This window comes from Brevibacterium sp. LAARM3_SD1, from assembly GCF_057364765.1.
The window spans coordinates 116571-134958 of record NZ_JBNFOL010000001.1 but is presented as its reverse complement, the minus strand read 5'-3'; the positions used below and the strand labels follow the sequence as shown (position 1 = coordinate 134958).

Genomic DNA, 18388 nt, shown 5'->3' with positions numbered 1-18388 from the left:
CATAAGACGCTGGGCCGTCCCGTTACGGGGCGGCCCAGCCTCGTCTTGAACCCGCGGGTGCTGACACGCCCCAGAACGTGGCGGAGGTCAGCCGTCGGCTTCGGCCGGTACGCGCTTGAAGAAGTAGAGGTTCGACGTCACGAGGTCGGCGACCTCGACGGTCCGGCCCTCCTCGATGAGGTCGACGATGGCTGGCAGCTCACGTGCGGAATCGAGCGCGATGGCCCCGATCTGATCCTCGCGCCTGTAGAGGCGCGACTGATCGCGCAGGCGCAGGCTGATCGCTGCAGCTCTCCCGCCGAGGCCGTGCTCGAGCAGGGCCTCATGGAACCTGCGGTCGTGCGTATAGAACTCGGCGAATTCGCCGGCCTCGGCCGCTGCCAGGGTCGCCTCGGCGAGGCCGCGCAGCCGGATCACCGCGTCTGCCTTGGTCGTCGATCCGCTAGACGCGTCCGCGCCTTCACCCTGGTCGCGACCGACGATGTCATCGCTGCCCGCCTCGGCCAGGCTGCGGGCGGCCGGAACGGCGAGGAGGACGCGGATGGCGATGATCTCCTCGAGGTCCGCCTCGGTGATGGTGACCAGACGGAAGCCGCGATTGGGCACGGCTTCGACGGTCCCCTCGGTCACGAGCGCCATCATCGCCTCACGGACGGGGCTGAGTGACATACCGAGCTGCTTGGCCAGGCCAGCGGCCGAATAGATGCGATCCTCGGCGAGCTCACCAGCGGTGATGGCGTCGCGGATGATGCCCAATGCCTGCTCGCGCAGCGATTCGGACTGCGCTCTCACTCGCTCCATCTCACACTCCCCTTCGAATCGTGGTCGGCAGCCAGAAGCTGCACACCGTCTCCGGTGCCCTTCTTCGGCGACGATCTGCTCGCCGACTATTGACAGCATAACCGCGAGATCGCACCATTGAGGCATGTAGTCGGTAATCGATTACCTACCCGGACTCCCCCGCGGAGTCGTACCCACAGTGACGTTCCTGCAATGAAGGAGGAACCCATGACCGTCGAACCCGCAACCGGCGCACCGGCACCGACCACGTCTGCGATGGACGCGTCTGCCGATCCGCTGCTCCAACCATTCGAGCTCGGCAGACTCACGCTGCGCAACCGCATCGTCTCGACCTCGCACGAGCCCGCGTACACCGAGCTCGGCATGCCGAAGGACCGCTACCGGCTCTATCAGCGGGAGAAGGCCCGCGGCGGTGTCGGTCTGACGATGATCGGCGGTTCGGCCATCGTGTCGAAGGACTCCCCCGCCGCGTTCGGCAATATCGACCTGTCCACCGACGAGGTGGTTCCGTGGCTGTCCGCGATCGCTGGAGACTGCCACGACGAGGGCGCGGCCATCATGATCCAGGCGACCCATTTGGGCCACCGGTCGTCGAACTTCGCCGGCGACTGGCTGCCGCTGGTCTCGGCCTCTCGGACGCGGGAGGCAGCGCACCGGTCCTTCACCAAGGCGCTCGAGGATTTCGATATGGATCGCATCGTCGCGGACTTCGCGGCCGCTGCCGAACGCGTGGCCGCCGCCGGATTCGACGGGCTCGAGGTCATGCACGCCGGCCACCTGCTCGACTCCTTCCTCGCCCCGTGGCTCAATGACCGCGACGACGAGTTCTCCGGCGAGCTGGAGAATCTCATCAAGTTCCCGACGCGCATCATCGACGCCGTGCGCTCGTCAGTTCCAGAAGACTTCGTCCTCGGCATCCGCATGGCCGTCGACGAGCGCCGCACCGACGGCATGAACGAATCGAGGGCCACCGAGATCCTCCGGACCTACACCGACCACGGCATCGATTTCCTCAACCTCAATGTCGGAATGATCAACTCGGACCGCCAGCTCGCCGAGGCGATCCCCGGCATGGGCACCCCCTCGGCGCCCTGGCTCGAGACCTGCCGTCGCATCCGCGAAGCCATCGACATCCCCGTACTCCACGCCGCGCGCATCTCCGATGCCGCGACCGCCCGGTTCGCGATAGCCGATGGGTGCCTCGACCTCGTCGGGATGACCCGGGCGCAGCTGGCCGACCCGCACCTGGCGCGCAAGGTGGCCGAAGGGCGCGAGGACGATATCCGCCCCTGCGTCGGCGCCAACATGTGCCTCGACTCGATCTACACCTCCGGTTCGGCCACCTGCATCCACAATCCCGCCACCGGACGGGAGGCCGATCTGCCGCAGGAGGTTCCCCACGACGTCACCACCGGGCCCAAACATGTCGTCATCATCGGCGCCGGTCCCGGCGGGCTCGAAGCCGCCCGGGTCGCGGCCGTCCGTGGACACCGGGTGACCCTGCTCGAAGCCGAGGACGCCCCCGGCGGGCAGGTCCGCATCGCTGCTCGCTCGCAGCGCCGCCGCGATCTCATCGGCATCATCGACTGGCGTGTCCAGCAGTGTAAGAAGCACGGTGTCGATCTGCGACTGAACACCTTCGCCGAGGCGGACGATATCCTCGCGCTCGACCCCGACGTCGTCATCGTCGCCACCGGAGGGGTCCCCGATGCCGGGTATCCCTTCCGGGAGCAGGGGCCGAGCTTCGACGTCTGGGATGTCATGGACGACCGGCTCAAGTCGAAGCAGCGGGTGCTCGTCTTCGACGACCATGGGTTCTACCCGGCCCTCGACGCCGTCGAACGATTGGCGCGGAGCGGCCAGCAGGTCACTTACGTCAGCCCCGAACGCACGATCGGCATCGACGTGGGGTCGATGAACTCCCCCGCCTACCTCCAGGTGTTCTCCGAATTCGGAGTCGAGGTCCGCCTCGGCGAGCGCCTGGCGAAGAAGCCGCGGATCGAGGGGAAGGAGATCGTGGCGATGCTGCGCAACGACTATTCGGATCGGGAGACGGAGGTCGTCACCGATGCGGTGGTCGTCGATTTCGGGACGACCTCCAATGACGAGATCTATGTCGAGCTCAAGCCGCGGTCATCGAACCACGGGACCACGGATCTCGACGCCTGGGTTCGAGGTCGGCCGCAGCCGGAACCCGATTCGGTCTCCACATCCACCGGCACCGAGGCGGGGCCGAGGTTCGCGCTGTACCGGATCGGTGATGCCGTCGCCTCCCGCAATGTGCACGCGGCGGTGCTGGAAGGGCTGCGAGTGGGAATGGGCCTGTGAGCACGATCTGCGCCAGTGTCGACTTCCATACCGCAGGCGAACCGTTCCGGATCGTCGCCGGCCCTCCGGTCGAGATCCCCGGTCGCAGTGTGGCGCAGCGTCGGGAACTGGCCGTACCCGGTTCGGCGGCCGATGATCTGCGCAGGCTGCTGTGCTTCGAACCGCGAGGTCATGCGGACATGTACGGCGGTTTCATCACAGAACCCGATGACGATGAGGCTGACTTCGGGGTGCTGTTCTGGCACAAGGACGGCTTCTCCACGGCCTGCGGTCACGGGACGATGGCGCTCGGGGCGTGGGCAGTGTCAGCCGGGATCGTCGCCGTCGACCCGTCCGGGATCACCGAAGTGACGATCGACGTTCCCTCGGGGCGGGTGCGCGCGCAGGTGCACACCGATGCCGAGGGGCGGGCCACCTCGGTGGATTTCGTCAATGTGCCCAGTCGACTTGTCGCGTCAGGGATCACGGTGTCCACCAGCCGCGGGCAGGTCTCGGTCGACCTCGCGTGGGGCGGGGCGTTCTATGCACTCGTCGACGCGACTCGCCTCGGCGCACCCAGCCTGGAGGTCGTGCCCGAGAATCTCACCGCCCTTATCGCCCTGGGCAGGGAGGTCAAGGCAGGTCTCGCCGATCACCGGGACACGGTCCACCCCGAGGATGAGCGTCTCTCCGGGGTGTACGGCACGATCTTCGTCGACCGGTTCGGCACTCTGCCCACTGGCGAACTGCATCAGCGCAATGTCACGATCTTCGCCGACGGTCAGGTCGACCGCTCACCGTGCGGATCGGGCACGTCGGCTCGAGTCGCCGCTCTCCACGCCGCCGGTGAACTCGCATCTGGGCAGAGCCTGGTCCATGAGTCGATCGTCGGCACGCGATTCCGGGCGCGAGTTCTCGAAGAGACCGCCGACGGCGTCGTCCCGGTCATCAACGGGAGCGCCCACCGGGTGGCCACCTCGACGTTCGAGGTCGACTCGCTCGATGATCTCGTGCCCGGGTTCGCGCTGCGGTGAGTTCCGGTCCCTCCTCGATCAGTACTTGAGGAGGAGATCAGTGTTCGAGGATGATCTTTCCGGTCGTCGCCCGGGACTCGAGCGCCGTGAAGGCGGCGGCCACCTCGGTGAGGGGGAACCGGTCTCCGATATGGACGGTGAGGTCTCCGCTGCGGATCCATTCGAAGATCTCATCCGTATGGGCACGCAGCTCCGCCGGAGTCCGGACATGGTCTGCCACCGTCGGCCGAGTGAGGAACAGCGATCCTGAGGTGTTGAGTGTGTTGACGTCGACCGGCGGGACCGGCCCACTCGCATTGCCGACCACGACGATCGTGCCACGGGTGCCCACCGCCTTGAGGTCGTCGTCGAAGGTGGTCGCCCCGACCCCGTCATAGATCACCGCTGCTCCCTGACCATCTGTGACGTCGAGGACTCCCTCGACGAAATCGTCGTAGCCGAAGACGTGGGCAGCACCATTGGTTCGGGCGATCGCGGCTTTCTCTTCGGTCGAGGTCGTTCCGATCACGGTGGCGCCCTTGGCCGCTGCGATCTGAGTGAGCATCTGCCCGAGCCCTCCTGCGGCACCGTGGATGACCACGACGTCACCGGCAGAGACCGGGTAGGTGTCCGTGCTCAGGTAGTGAGCGGTGATGCCCTGCATGAGTGCCGCAGCTGCGGTCGCGTCGTCGATGTCGTCCGGCAGCGGCACGGCCTTGTCCGCCCTGACGAGGGCAGTGGATGAGAAGCTGCCCTGTCCTCCGGTCATCCAGCCGACGCGATCGCCGATGGAGAAGCCGTCAACCCCGGGTCCCACGGCGGTGACCGTGCCGACTCCTTCGACACCGGGAGAGAAGGGAGTCGGCAGTGCGCCTCGACGCTGGACGACGTCGAGGAAATTCACGCCGGCCAGGCTCAGGCGCACCTGCAGCTGACCATCGGCCGGCATCGAGGGTGTTGCCGCGGCGTCGTCGGTGACCACGTACTTCTCGGGTCCCCCGTGTTCGTTGACGATGATCGATGTCATTGCTGTCTCCTCGAAGTCGAATCCGATCCGGACTATAGTCCGTATATGGACGACATTAACGGACCGCAGTCCGCTTATGGAAGAGGGAACGAGAAGAATCTCCTCCTGGTCCCGTCGCAGGCTCCTTTGCGCGCCGATGCACAGCGCAATCGGAGGAAGATCCTCGATGCCGCGACCGAGCTCCTGACCGACAAGGGAGTGGATGGGCTGACCATGGATGAGCTGGCCCGTCGGGCAGGAGTCGGCAAGGGCACCCTCTATCGCAACTTCACCGACAAGCCCGGCATCGCCTCGGCTCTGCTCGACGACCGGGTCCGGGGCATGCACGCCCGGATGCTCCAGGGTCCGCCGCCTTTGGGCCCAGGTGCCCCGGGGGGCGAGCGCCTCAGCGCCTTCGTCGATGCCTACCTGCGCCACATAGCCCGAAACCTCGACCTCGTCCTCCTCACGGAGAGCAGCTCACCGAAGGGCCGATTCGACCGACAGGGCTATCCGTTCTGGCGCCGCCACGTGGAGATCCTCATCGCCGAGATATGGACGACCGGAGCACCCGAGCACTCGGACGCGAACCGATCCGATCCGATCCGGACCCGCGCCGAGGCGGTCATGGCAGTCATTTCGGCAGCGCAGCTCGATCAATGGCTGAGCAGGCAGGGGCGGGCACTCGAGGAGCTCATCCCGGAGGTCCAGTCGATCGTCACCGCCATCGCGACCCGGTAGGGCCGAACATTCGACGCCGGCACCTCACCTCTCGACGACGAGGTCGGTCAGCGGGGTCGAGCAGCAGGGCAGGAACTTGCCCGCGGCGATCTCCTTCGGCCGGATGCCTCCGGCGTGCTTCATCTCGACTTCGCCGCTGACGAGCACGGACTTGCAGGTTCCGCACGCGCCTTCCGAGCAGGATGAGGGCACGGACAGTCCGGCGTCCAGAGCAGAATCGAGGACGGTCGTGGACTCATCGCAGTCGACCACGCGCCCGGAGACAGCGAACTCGACGAGGTGACTCATTCCAGTGCCGCCGACGACGCCGACTCCGGCAGCTTTGGCTCTCGCACCGGCCTTGGCCAAACGATCAGCAGGTGAAGTGGCGAAGACGAACGACTCCTCATGCATCCGCGCCGAGGGCACCCCCGCCTCGGCGAGCAGGGGCCGCACGGCCTCCATATACGGACCCGGCCCGCACACGAAGGCTTCACGGTCGGCCGCGTCAGGGACCACCTCGGCGAGGGTGGACGCATCAATCCGACCCCGCCGACCGGCCCAGGTCTCCACCTCGGAGTCCCTCGAGCACAGGATGGTGACGCTGACTCCGGCGACCTCGGCGAGCTGTTCGAGTTCGGCGCGGAAGATGATGTCGAGCGGCGTCGAGGCGCTGTGGACGAAGACGATGTCGGTGCCGAACCCTCCCTGCCTGGCCAGCAGACTGCGCACCATCGACATGATCGGGGTGATTCCGGAGCCGGCGGAGAGGAAGAGGTGTCGTTCGGCCTGGTGGAAGCTCGTGCTGAACAGTCCGTAGGGCCCGTCCGCGTGCAGCCGATCGCCGACCTGAACGGTATCGTGCAGATGATTCGACACCGCTCCCCCGGGCACGCGCTTGACCGTAATGGTGAAGATGTTCGTGCCGAAGGGCGCCGAGGAGATCGAATAGCAGCGCTCGAGTCCGAGCTCGGGGATGCGCATCGTCACGTACTGACCCGGCGCGAAGTCGACGGCGGTCATCCATCCCGCCCGCAGCTCGAAGGTCTTCACGTCGTGGGTCACCTGGGTGATGCCGGTGACCTCGACGGGACCGGTGAGCAGCTCCGGGTCGAGCTGAAGTTCAGCAAGCGCGGGCTCGGCTACCGTTTCGACGACCAGAGGGGCGGCGGCCGCGAGTGCGGGTCGCCCGTCCCGAGTGGGCACCCGGAATGTCGCCTTGCCCACGGGCGCGGATGCAGCCTGGGCGAATGTCGAATGGCGGTACCTCATCGCCTCTCAACTCCTTCCAACTGCACAGTCCGCTGCTCCCGGTGAGCCTTGAGCCGTTCGATGTACCAGGTGACGAAGTCATCGACCTGCGATTCGGTGGGGGCATAGGGGCCCGGCACGTACGCCGGCGACGAGATTCCCAGGTGCCCACGCTCGCAGAAGGTCGCGTCCTGCTCGTTCGTCTTGATCCACACCGTGGTGAGGTTGTCGAGGTCGTAGTCGACGCCCTCCTCCGCATCGGCATGGACGAGCCAGGTCGTGCGCACCAGCGTCTTGTCCTCGGCCAACGGCAACAGGCTGAAGGTCACCACATGGTCGCCCATCGCGTGGAACCACATGTTCGGCTGCACATGCAGCGACGCCCGCCCCAGAACGAAGGTGTCGAGGTCTCCCAACAATTTCGCCGAGGCGGCCGATCCGTCCATCGTGTACGACTCACCCTTCCCGTCGAGCGCGGCCCGTTCGATCCGGAACCCGGTGGGTCGTCCGGTCAGTTCCTCGACGAGTGCATAGGGCAGGCCGTTGCGGTCGCAGTTGGCGTGCAACTGGTCCTCCGCGTCGAGGTAGCGCTGGTAGGCCGGCTGCAGACGCTTGGGAATCTCGTTGGGATCGTAGCCGTAGGTGGGGAAGAACGTGCAGGTCAGCTCCGGGTGCCCGGCTTCGCAGTGGTAGCACTCGCGGTTGTTCTCCATGACGAGCTTCCAGTTCGAGTCCTCGATGAGGTCACTCTGCGCGGCCACCTTCGTCCCGGCGATGTCATGCCCGGCCAGATAGGGCTCGATGACGTCGGCCACCTCGTCGATGTCGTCCGGTGGGGTGGGGCTGAGACAGATGAAGATCAGCCCGCCGATGACGCGGAGGTTCACCGAGCGCAGCGAGAAGCAGGACCGATCAAAACCGGGAGCTTGGACACCGGCGGAGATGAGTTCGCCCGACGGCGTGTACGTCCACTGGTGGTAGCCGCAGACGATGTTGCCCACGGAACCGGACAGATCATTGAGCAGCCGCGTACCCCGGTGGCGGCAGACATTGTGGTGTGCCCGGATCTCACCGTCGTCATCGCGGATGACGATGACCGAATAGGCACCGATGTCGATCGTGAGGTAGTCGCCGGGCTCTGGTACTTCGGCGCTTGATGCAACGAAGATCCACGTCAGGCGAAGATCGCCTCGATATCGCGCGCGAAGAATTCCGGACTGATGTAGAACGGTGCCGCCAGCGAATAGCCGGGCACACGTTCGTCGATGAGCCGGTCGATATCGGTCCTGCCGTGCCCGCCCGATCCGGCGGTCGCACCGGGCTCATGCATGCCGGAATCGGTCCGCTTCTGCTCTGGTGCCAGAGTCAATTCGTCCACCACCTCGTCGTCGTGTCTCGACCGCGTCTCGTGTCGGCCCCTTCGCCGGCCGTGGCCCGGGAGTTCGTGCTCCTGCTCCCAGTGTCCGCCAGAGGTTTGATGAAGAAAAGCAAATCTTCTTCATCCGAAACGTGCAATACTATTGCATGATCGATCCGCGTCTCCACGTCCTTCGGGTCCTTGCCGAAGTCGGCACCCTCACCGAGGCGGCACACCGCCTCGGATATACTCCTTCGGCCGTATCGCACCAGCTCAAAGGCTTATCGAAGGAGCTCGGTGTCCGTGTCGTCGAACCGCGCGGACGCGGCCTCGTCCTCACTCGTGCCGGTCAGCTCCTCCTCGAACGCTCGCAGGAGCTCTTCACCCGGTGGGAGGAGATCCGCGGTGAACTCGACGGCCTCGACTCCGGGCTCGATACACGCAGCAGACGGCTGCGTCTATGCGGGTTCTCCACTGCCGCGGCCGCGCTGCTTCCACCGACGGCCCTGACCGTGATGGAGCGGTTCCCCGGCGCCGAGGTCACGATCATCGAAGCCGACCCCGAGGAGTGCTTCGACCTTCTCGTCTCCGAGCACGCCGATGTCGCCGTGGTCGTCGCCACCGATCCGCTGCCGCCGCGCAGCGATCCCCGTTTCGAGCAGTCGGCGCTGTTCAGCGATCGCCTCGATCTGCTGGTCCCCGTGGGACACCCTCTGGCAGAGAAATCAGCGGTGGCGCTGAGCGAAGCCGCCGAGGAGTCCTGGATCCTCGATCGGGCGGGTTCGCCGTATCACCGCTTGGTGCGCACGGCATGTGCGGCAGCCGGCTTCCAACCGGAACAGGCCCACCAGTCACGCGAGTGGGAGACGGGGGCATCGTTGGTCTCGGCGGGACTCGGGGTCGCACTCATCCCTCGACTGGCACGCCTGCCGGACGGCTTCGATGTGGTGCGCGTGCCGCTGCGCGGGGATCCGGTGCCGTCGCGGAAGATCCTCTCGGGCATCCGCCGCGGCTCGGGCACTCAGCCGATCATCGCCTCGGCGTTGGAGGTCCTCCGGGAGTCTGCTGAAACTGCGGCCCGCCAGGGGGCATGACCATCCAGACCTGCGGTCGCATTCTGCGTCGCTTTCTGGCGACAACGGTGGTCAGCACGATCCCGGCGATCAGCACCAGAACGGATACGCCGGCGACGACGAATCCGGTGATGTCGTGTGCGGGTGATGCGTCATCCGTCGCTTCTCTGTCTCACCCGATCCTATCGGGGACCGGAGACCACACCATGACCTGCGCGTAAAGTTGAAGCGCACACTCACCGATCGCACACCGGTCAATGAACCCAGCAGATCGGGCTTCGCGTCGAAAGGACGGCATCACGATGGACGACACGACTGCCGACGACCGATCCGGAACCGGATCCGATCCATCATCACCCGAGGGCACGGCCGCCTCGGCGAGCGGGGGAAGCCTGCGGCGGACGATCGGTCTGAGCGAACTCGTCTTCTTCGGTCTCGTCTTCATCGGTCCCGCGGCCGCCGTCGGTGTGTTCGGCACGCTCGACGCCCGGTCGGGCGGCGCGGTGGCGCTGGTCTATATCGTCGCGACGATCGTCATGGCCTTCACCGCGGTCAGCTATATGCGCATGTCACGGGAGGTTCCCCGGGCGGGCACGGTCTTCGCCTACGCCTCGGCGGGCATCGGGAAACCGGCCGGCTTCGTCGCGGGGTGGATGATCCTCCTCGACTATCTCTTCATTCCCTCCGTCGCCTATCTGTTCACCGGGATCGCCCTCAACTCGATCTTCCCGGCCCTGCCCGTCTGGGTGTTCGTGGCCGTCGCCGTCGTCCTCACCACCGGCCTCAACCTCGCCGGAGTGAAGATCGCCTCTCGTGTGATCACCGGAGTCGTCCTCGCCGAGGTGGCCGTCCTCGGCCTGGTTCTCATCCTCGGCATCGCCTACCTCGTCCAGAATGGACCGACGCGGGGATGGCTGACCCCGCTGACCGGTGTCGATGCGTTCTCCGTGACCGCAGTGCTCGCGGCCGTGTCCGTTGCGGTCCTGTCGTATCTCGGCTTCGATTCGCTCGCGACGTTCTCCGAGGAGGCCAAGGGCGGGCCGCGGATCGTCGGCCGGGCCACGCTCATCTGCCTCGTCCTGGCCGGTGTCTTCTTCGTCGCGCAGACCTGGGTGGGCAGTCTGCTCTCACCGTTGACTCCGGCGGACCTGCAGGCCGACCCCGCGCTCGAGGGGGCCGCCTACTACAGTGCCGTCGACTCGACTCTCGGCCCGTGGCTGCACTGGCTGCTCGCCCTGGCCAAGGCCGTGGGCGCGGCGTTCTCCGCGATGATCGGTCAGGCCGCCGGCTCGCGCATCCTCATGGACATGGGACGGTCCCGTCAGGTGCCGAAATTCCTCGCCGAGGTGGCCCCGAAGACCGGTGTGCCATGGAAGGGGATCCTCGTGGCCGCCGGTGGAAATGTCATTGTGGCCGGGTGGGCGGCGACCCGTGCCGATGGTCTCGACCAACTGACCTCGATCGTCAATGTCGGGGCACTGACGGCGTTCGTGTTCCTCCAGGCCTCGGTGGTCGGATACTTCCTCGTAAAGAAGCAGGGCAGTGAGGCTCCGAACTGGTTCAACCACGGAGTCATCCCGGTCATCGGCGCAGGGCTGCTCATCGCCGTGCTCGTCAGCGCGAACCCCCTGGCCCTGGCCATCGGGGCGATCTGGCTCGTCATCGGCATTGTGGTGTTCGCGGTGAACAACCGGCGCAAGATCCGAGTGTGAGACCGCGGTGCCCTGGCAGGTTCACGGTCGGGCCGCCTCGGTGGCCCATCTTTCAGCCAACCGGGTGAGGGTGGGACTGGGCCGCCTCGGCGAGGGGGGCGTCAGTCCTGCAGGCGGGTCGTTCCGTCGTGGCCGCCGGAGGTGTTGAGCTGTTTGGCATAGCAGCTGTCGGGGCCGAGTCCGTGCGATGAGCACCAGGACAGGGCGTCTTCGGGGTCGTCGTATCCGATGCCGACGACGGTGACCCAGAAATTGTCTTCCTTGAAGCTGCCGAAGTCGCCGGACCAGATGAGCTTCACGCGGGGGAACTCTTCGCGCAGTCCTTCGAATTCTTCGAGGATCGCTTCTTCGTCCCAGGTCTTTCCTTCGGCTTTAAGACCGACCTTCTTCGAGCTCAGCTGCGGCACCCATTTGCCGTTGAGTTCGCTCTTCGCAGTCTTCCCGTCGGAGTCGGCGAGCTGTTCGAGTGCCTTCTTCGGGTCGTCGGGCAGCGCCGATTCGGTCTCGGTGGGTTCGGGTGGCTGGCCGGCCGCGGACGAACCGTCGTCGCTGGCGGAGTTCGTCGGCTCAGTCGTGGAGGCGACGGTGTCGGGATCATCGGAGTCCTTCGAGAAGAAGGTCGCCGCGCCCCATCCGATGCCACCGGCGAGGACGATGCCGACGATGACGAGAAGAGCGATGAGTCCTCCGCGCTTCTTCTGCGCGGGCTGTCCGGCCCGCTGATACGGTCCCGGACCATAGCCAGGTGGCGGCGGGGGCGGTTGCTGGTGAGGAGGCTGGCCGGCGCCGTGAGGCGGGCCGCTCTGCGAGTGCGGGGTCTGGATATAGGGGCGCTGCGGCTGAGGTGACTGTGGAGGAGGCGGCGGAGTGCTCCAACCGTTGCCCGACTGGGGTCCTGACTGCGGGCTCGGCGGGGGTCCCGGCTGGGATCCGGGCTGCGAGGACCATTGGCTTCCCGACCGGTCGTTGACGTCCCATTCGTTCTCATCCCCGCGCCCGGGAGGGTTCGTACTCATCCGTAACTCCAGATCGATTACGCCGTATTTCAGAAAAAGTCCCAATATAGAACTTCTCTTGCATTAACAGCCTAATATAAGTTGTGAACTACACATGCTTGATCTGCTCAGTTGATTGTTTCGATTTGAACTACATTGCGCAGCTGTCGGGCAACTGCACTTGAGGACTGGGTATGCACGACGAATCCGACGAGACGACACCGACCGCCGCCGAGGATCCGAAGGATCAGACCGCCGAAGACCAGGCTGCTGAGGACCAGGAGAGTCCCGAATCATCTGATGAGGCGGGTACCGAGGCCCCGGACTCTCCCCAGGCTCAGGATGATGACGCGACCGAAGTGATGGATTCTGTCGGATCCGACTCCACTTCCGATCCTGCCTCCGATGCCGAGAGCTCGGAAACGATCGGTTCTGCAGATTCAGCAGCGGCCGACAATTCCGATTCCACCGAGGAGACCGCTCGCTGGGCACCGCCCGAAGACGGATCACCCACCGCCGGACAGACAGCCGACCCGTACGCTCAAGGGCCCGGCACCAACCAACCCGATCCCTACCAGCAGAGCCCCGACCAGCAGAATGCCTACCAGCAGGGCGCGTACCCGCAAGGCTCGCGCCCTTACCAACAGGACGCTTACCAACAGGGGCTCTACCCACAGGGCTCCGGCCCCTACCAGCAAGCCCCTCATCAGCAGGGCCCCGACCCGACCGGCCAATCCGGTCCGATGCCCTACCCTGCGCCACCGGGTTACCCTGCGAACGCACCGAAGTCGAAGTTCGCCTCGGCGCTGGGGAAGGGATCCACGTGGAAAGCCGCGCTGATCCCACCGGGGATCGCCCTCCTCGGCGGCATCATCGTCTCCATCATCCTCACTGCCATCCTCACGTCGATGTCGGAGTTCGACTCCGTGACGGGGGAGACCGGACTCAACCTCGACAGTCTCAACTACGCCCTGCCGTTCACCCTCATGGCGCTGTCGCTGTTCGGTTCGGCGGCGCTGCGCCTGGACATCAACGCCCCTGACAGCTTCAATGCCCAGCTGAGCATCTTCACCACCGGAGCACCTCTGGTGGTCACCATCGTCATTGTGGGTCTGCTGTGGTGGATGACGAAGATCAGCGAACGCCGATCCCCCGCGCCCAATCGGGTGTCCACGTGGATCCGCATCGGGGTCGCGACTCTGGCGATGACGCTCGTGCTCTTCCTCCTCCAGGTCATCTTCGCCGCCCGCGCCTCCGCCCTCGAAGAGGAAGGATCGTTCACCTTCTCCTTCTCCGCGGTCACCGCCCGATCGTTCTTCCTGCCGCTGCTCGTCATCCTCATCACGAGCATCGCCGGCCGGGTCGCCGGGCATTTCAAGGGCACCGAGGCGATCGGTGCACCATTCCTGCGCTGGGCCGTCCCACCTCTGCTGGTGACCTGGATCCACCTGGCCCTCACCGTGGCCGTGTTCTCGATCGTCGCGCTCTTCGTCCTGCCGCTGTCCGTCGAGATGCCGGGCCAGCTGGTCCCGCTGACGTTCGTCAACATGGGCCTCATCCTCACCTCGCTGACCCACCTCGGCGGAATCAGCGCCACCGCCCAGGGCGACTTGGGCTTCTACTCGGACACCTTCTCCGAAAGCCTCACCCTGTTCAGCCGCGAGGCTCCCGGCCTGCTGTGGCTGGGACTGCTCGTCGTTGCGGTCACCGTGCTGATCGCCACGGTCGTCGCCACCGTCACGCGTCGACCGGCCTGGACCGTGATCGAGCAGGACAAGCAGCAGTGGTCGAGTGCGTGGAAGCTGCCGGTGGCGTTCTGCCTCGTCTGGGGCCTGCTGTCGCTGCTGGCCATTCCCGCGAACATGTCGATGTCCGGATCCGCCGAGGCGGCCATGTTCTTCGGCGGTTCCGGTGCGGCTCGTGCGGGGATCGGCACGTTGGCCTGGACCTTCCTCATCTTCGCCCTCTGGGGTGGGGTCATCGAGGTGCTCTCGCGCACGCTCGGCCCACGTCTCGCCCTCACCTTCCCCGCGGTGGCACGGATCGCCGCCGGGCGGACGGTGCACCCGCACTGGGGACCGTATCTGGGAATGAGCGAACCGCAGTTCGCGTTCGTCCATCCCGATCTGGCTCGGGCTGCAGCTCCGACACCGCCGCCGATCGCTCCCGGACCTGGCGAAGTCGGACCGCAAGGGCCCGCCGGTTATCAGGGCCAGCCGGCATCGTCGGACGCGTTCGGCTCGCAGGGTCAGGGGCAGGGTCAGCCGCAGGCCCATCCGGGAAGCCAACCTGGCAGTCATCCGGGCGCTCCGCAGCAGGGACTGCAACAGGGCCCCCAGCAGTTCTCCGCCCCGGGCGCTCCGCAGCAAGGCCCGCAGCAGGGTCCACCGCCGCCTCCGACTCCGTCCGACCAGCAGGCTTATGCCTGGCCGCAGGGTTCGGCCGGCCAGCAGTCGTACTCGGCTCCGCAGGGAATGTACGCCGCGCAGCCGTACGCGGGTCCGGCCCAACCCTTCGACAAGAAGAAGGCGAAGCTCGTCTCAGTCGTCGCCGGCGGTGCCGCCCTCCTCCTCGTGGCCGCGATCATCGTCGTCACCCAGCTCAACGGGCACATGTTCGGCCCCGAGGCGACGGTGGAGAAGTACTTCTCGGAGCTCTCCGACGGTGACGCCGAAGGTGCACTCAAGGTCGCTGACGTCGACGTTCCGCAGGAGTCACGCACCCTGCTGACCAACGACGTCCTCGGCGGCTCGAAGGCACTGCCCGACGATGTCACCGTCGAAGACGCCGAGATCTCAGGAGACACGGCGACGGTCGCAGTCACCTACGATGTCGGCGGTTCCAAGGGCAACAGCACCCTGACCCCGTACAAAGCGGGGAAGAAGGCGCTGTTCTTCGACGACTGGGCGCTCAAGAGCCCGGACCTGCTCACTCTCACCGTCGACACTCCCGGCCTCAAGAAGGTCAAGGTCAACGGAATCGACGTCGACAGCGACGGGTCGACCCTGTCCCTGCCGGCCTTCCCCGGTCTCTACACGATCGACCTGGCCGAGAAGTCCGATCTCATCACCGCCGACGCGGTCGAGGTGCGGGCGTTCCTCGGCGATGACGCGAACATGGAGGGCGAGGAGACGCCGGTGCTCTCAGCCCACCCCTCGGACGCGTTCCGCACCGAGGTCGACAAACAGGTCAAGACCCTCATCGACAGCTGCGCGAAGAAGTCCGTCGCCCAGCCCGACGGGTGCCCGTTCGGATCCTCACTGGCCGAAAGCTATGACGCCACCGGACTTACCTGGTCGATCTCGTCGTATCCGACGGTGACCGTCGCCGATGACTCCTTGGGTGCCGACCAGTACTCGAACCCGGAGGACGCGACCGGTCCGAACGGCGGTCCGGCGTGGCTGATCTCCTCGAACACGTCCGGTGAGGCCCTCGTGACCGGCACCTACGACATGTTCGACGAGTCCGAACCCTTCGATGACACCGTGTCCTTCGACCTCAACGGCACCGCCGAGATTGTCGACGGCAAGATCGTCATCACTGTCAGCGACAATCCCTGGGACTGGTGACCGACGCGGCGTGGCCCGGCCCCAGCCGGGGCACGCCGTTCAGTCCAGGGACACGCTGGTCGACACGCGGTTCAGTCGGGAGCACGTGGTTCAGTCGACGAAGATCGCCGAGGCGGTGCTGCCGATCCGTTCCACGAGCCCTCGTCCTTCATCGACGTAGGCGGCGCACTCATCGTCGGGGACCATCGCCCCACCGGTGAGCCACACCAAGTGGATGCCCGGCGCCGATTCGGCCGCTGCATCGCCCATCCGCCACGGGATGGTCAGTCCGGCGGTTGCCGAGGGTTCGACGTCGATGCCTTCGGTTTCGTGGAGCACCCCGACTCCGGCCCGGATGACCTCGTCGGGGATCGCAGCGAAACCGGAGATCAGCGGCCCGATCGTCGGTCCGATGAAGCGTGACGGGCGGGCGACCGCCAACCCGTCGGCCGCGGTGGCTCCGGTCAGGCCGATGTCCAGCACGGAGATGTCGCTGTGCCGGCCGGTGCGCACGCCGAGGAACATCGCTGGGGCCTGACTGGGTTCGACGAAGATGCAGCGCACCGCCGTGCCGAAGACACGTCGGAGTCCGAAGGTCACTCCCCCGGGCCCGCCTCCGATTCCGCACGGCAGATAGACAGTGAGCGGATTGCGATCATCGATGGTCACGCCGACGGCCGCGAACTGGCGTTTCAGTCGCAGCGCTGCCACCGAGTATCCGGCGAAGAGGCTCACCGAGTCCTCATCGTCGACGAAGTGCGTGTTCGCAGCAGTTTCCGCCGAGGCGCGGCCGGCTTCGACGGCTTCGACGAAGTCGCCGACGTGTTCGATGACGTCGACGCCGTGGTCGCGCAGCATCGTCTTCTTCCATTCCCGGGCATCGGCAGACATATGCACCGACGCAGCGAATCCGAGTCGAGCGCTCAGAATTCCGATCGACAGCCCGAGGTTGCCGGTCGATCCGACGACGATGCGGTGGTTCGCGGCGATCTCACGGAACTGAACACTCGAATAGGTGGCGGGATCGAGTACGTCGAGGCCATGGTCAGCGGCGACCGCCTCGGCGAATTCGAGCACCTCGTGGAAGCCGCCACGGGCCTTGATCGACCCGCTCACCGGCAGACTGTCGTCGCGCTTGAGCCACAGCCGTCCGACCAGGTCGGATCCGAACAGATCGTCGAGGCGACGCTGCGCTGCCGGGGCCGGCATCAGGGTCGATTCGATCATTCCGCCGCCGGCTTCCGGGAACGCCTCGGCGAGTTCGGCCGGGACCGTCGATGTCTCCGGGAAGGTCGTCGCGAACCAGGGGGCGAAGCAGTCGAACCGGGCCGCCGCGGAATCCATGACCGCGCCGAGATCGGGCAGGGCCGCCTCGGTGGGGGTGGAGCGGAGCCACGTCGTCGGTCGGCCCGATGCCAGGGATCGGATGATCTCGTCGGTGCTGAGGTCGTCAGGCAGTGCGGTCATGCACCGATCGTAGCCCGGCAGGGTGCGGGCCTCAGTTCTTGACGATCTTCTTCGCGGATTCGAGGACATCGGCGAGTTCGTTCAGCCATGTCGCGTAGCCGTCATAGGTGTAGGCGCGTTTGTCGTCCCAGGTGCCCAGCTGTCCTGCCTCGACTGCGGGCAGTCGTCTGTAGACCGGATTGTCCTCGTAGTCGGTCGAGGCGTCGTGGACGAGGACGACGTCGGCCGGGTAGTCCGACATCCTCTCCCAGGAGACTTCGGCCCAGCTGCTGTCTCCCGTGGCGTCGGGTCCGACGAGGGTGAGCCCATCTTCGGTGAGCATCTCGGCGATGCCCAGGGAGTTCGAGGTGTAGTTGATCTCTGCGGTGAAGTTCGCCAGCAGAACTGTCAGATCGTCCTGCTTCTTCGCCACAGTGCGGATGCGTGCTCGAGCGTCATCGAAGGCCTTGCGCTTGTCCGCGATATCGCCGGTCTCCGTGTCCTTGCCCAGTGCCTTCGCGATGGCCGCATACTGGGCGAACATCGCGTCGGGACTCTGCCCGCCGAGTTTGACCGGGACGAAGGGCACGAGCTCGCTGACCTGGCCCTTCACCTTCTCGTCCCACCACGTCCACCCGTCGCCGGTCTCATTGCCGTAGGCGACGAGGATGTCCGGCTCGGCGACGGCGAGGGCTTCGATATCGAGTTCCATATCGGTGCCCACGACCTCGACGCCATCTTGGTCGAAGGCCTTGCCGGGGGATTCGTCCTGTCCGAAGCCGAAGACCGCGACCGGCGTGATTCCGTACTGCGCAAGGCCGGCCGCCGAATAGAAGTCCGCGGCGATGCGCTTCGCCGGACGGTCGAGTTCGATCGTCAGTCCGTCATATCCTTCCGGCGAATACCTGAAGTTCGGGGCGCTGTCAGTAGCACCGGAAGCACCGCTTCCCGCCTCACCGTCGGCCTCGCCCCGGCAGGCGACGAGGGCGAACGGGGCGAGCACTGACAGGGCAAGAAGCTGACGACGACGCATCGAGAGCCTTTCGGTGAGCGTCCCCGCGGGACGGAATTGGTGCGCCTGTAGTGACGCCAGGACCACCGTAGCATTATTTGGAAAGGCTAGCCTTACTAAATTAGAGTAGAGTAGCGTTGCGGATGT

The 18388-nt window shown here is 66.0% G+C and carries 14 protein-coding genes; 6 read left to right on the top strand and 8 right to left on the bottom strand.

Going from position 1 to position 18388, the window contains the following annotated elements:
• Positions 1 to 87: 87 nt before the first annotated feature.
• Entirely contained in the window at positions 88 to 792 is a 705-nt protein-coding gene (locus AC2W7L_RS00600) for a GntR family transcriptional regulator (RefSeq protein ID WP_486002805.1), read from the bottom strand.
• Positions 793 to 1008: 216 nt separating this feature from the next.
• On the opposite strand from AC2W7L_RS00600, the gene AC2W7L_RS00595 reads away from it, so the two are divergent.
• Together AC2W7L_RS00595 and AC2W7L_RS00590 are read left to right on the top strand one after the other, a co-directional pair.
• Positions 1009 to 3129, top strand: a complete 2121-nt coding sequence (locus AC2W7L_RS00595) for an oxidoreductase (RefSeq protein WP_486002804.1) — start codon at positions 1009 to 1011, stop codon at positions 3127 to 3129.
• Complete coding sequence (locus AC2W7L_RS00590) at positions 3126 to 4142, top strand: proline racemase family protein (protein WP_486002803.1); 1017 nt, start codon at positions 3126 to 3128, stop codon at positions 4140 to 4142. The genes AC2W7L_RS00595 and AC2W7L_RS00590 overlap by 4 nt, the downstream gene beginning before the upstream one ends.
• 37 nt (positions 4143 to 4179) lie before the next feature.
• On the opposite strand, the gene AC2W7L_RS00585 is transcribed toward AC2W7L_RS00590, so the two are convergent.
• Positions 4180 to 5148, bottom strand: a complete 969-nt coding sequence (locus AC2W7L_RS00585; RefSeq protein ID WP_486002802.1) for a quinone oxidoreductase family protein — start codon at positions 5146 to 5148, stop codon at positions 4180 to 4182.
• 45 nt (positions 5149 to 5193) lie between these two features.
• Between AC2W7L_RS00585 and AC2W7L_RS00580 the strand changes: the two genes are divergently transcribed.
• The gene (locus AC2W7L_RS00580) at positions 5194 to 5868 is read left to right on the top strand and encodes a TetR/AcrR family transcriptional regulator (protein ID WP_486002801.1); all 675 of its coding nucleotides are present in this window, start codon (positions 5194 to 5196) and stop codon (positions 5866 to 5868) included.
• Between the two features lie 24 nt (positions 5869 to 5892).
• Here the strand turns inward: AC2W7L_RS00580 and AC2W7L_RS00575 are convergent, their stop codons facing one another.
• The 3 genes from AC2W7L_RS00575 to AC2W7L_RS00565 are packed head-to-tail and all read right to left on the bottom strand — an operon-like array spanning position 5893 to position 8467.
• On the bottom strand, positions 5893 to 7119 hold the full coding sequence (locus AC2W7L_RS00575) for an FAD-binding oxidoreductase (protein ID WP_486002800.1): 1227 nt from the start codon (positions 7117 to 7119) through the stop codon (positions 5893 to 5895).
• Positions 7116 to 8216 (bottom strand): aromatic ring-hydroxylating dioxygenase subunit alpha, encoded by a 1101-nt coding sequence (locus AC2W7L_RS00570; RefSeq protein ID WP_486002868.1) that lies wholly within the window; start codon positions 8214 to 8216, stop codon positions 7116 to 7118. Before AC2W7L_RS00570 ends, AC2W7L_RS00575 begins: the two co-directional genes overlap by 4 nt.
• A gap of 56 nt (positions 8217 to 8272) precedes the next feature.
• Positions 8273 to 8467: a hypothetical protein gene (locus AC2W7L_RS00565; RefSeq protein ID WP_486002799.1), complete on the bottom strand. Its 195-nt coding sequence runs from the start codon at positions 8465 to 8467 to the stop codon at positions 8273 to 8275.
• A 155-nt stretch (positions 8468 to 8622) separates the two neighbouring features.
• On the opposite strand from AC2W7L_RS00565, the gene AC2W7L_RS00560 reads away from it, so the two are divergent.
• Complete coding sequence (locus tag AC2W7L_RS00560; protein ID WP_486002798.1) at positions 8623 to 9549, top strand: LysR family transcriptional regulator; 927 nt, start codon at positions 8623 to 8625, stop codon at positions 9547 to 9549.
• A gap of 281 nt (positions 9550 to 9830) precedes the next feature.
• Positions 9831 to 11240: an APC family permease gene (locus AC2W7L_RS00555; protein WP_486002797.1), complete on the top strand. Its 1410-nt coding sequence runs from the start codon at positions 9831 to 9833 to the stop codon at positions 11238 to 11240.
• Positions 11241 to 11341: 101 nt separating this feature from the next.
• On the opposite strand, the gene AC2W7L_RS00550 is transcribed toward AC2W7L_RS00555, so the two are convergent.
• Entirely contained in the window at positions 11342 to 12256 is a 915-nt protein-coding gene (locus AC2W7L_RS00550; RefSeq protein ID WP_486002796.1) for a hypothetical protein, read from the bottom strand.
• A 173-nt stretch (positions 12257 to 12429) separates the two neighbouring features.
• On the opposite strand from AC2W7L_RS00550, the gene AC2W7L_RS00545 reads away from it, so the two are divergent.
• Positions 12430 to 15804, top strand: a complete 3375-nt coding sequence (locus tag AC2W7L_RS00545) for a hypothetical protein (protein WP_486002795.1) — start codon at positions 12430 to 12432, stop codon at positions 15802 to 15804.
• Positions 15805 to 15894: 90 nt separating this feature from the next.
• On the opposite strand, the gene dsdA is transcribed toward AC2W7L_RS00545, so the two are convergent.
• Both dsdA and AC2W7L_RS00535 read right to left on the bottom strand, forming a co-directional pair.
• Complete coding sequence (gene dsdA, locus AC2W7L_RS00540; RefSeq protein ID WP_486002794.1) at positions 15895 to 17250, bottom strand: D-serine ammonia-lyase; 1356 nt, start codon at positions 17248 to 17250, stop codon at positions 15895 to 15897.
• Between the two features lie 31 nt (positions 17251 to 17281).
• On the bottom strand, positions 17282 to 18328 hold the full coding sequence (locus AC2W7L_RS00535; protein ID WP_486002793.1) for an ABC transporter substrate-binding protein: 1047 nt from the start codon (positions 18326 to 18328) through the stop codon (positions 17282 to 17284).
• Positions 18329 to 18388: the final 60 nt, after the last annotated feature.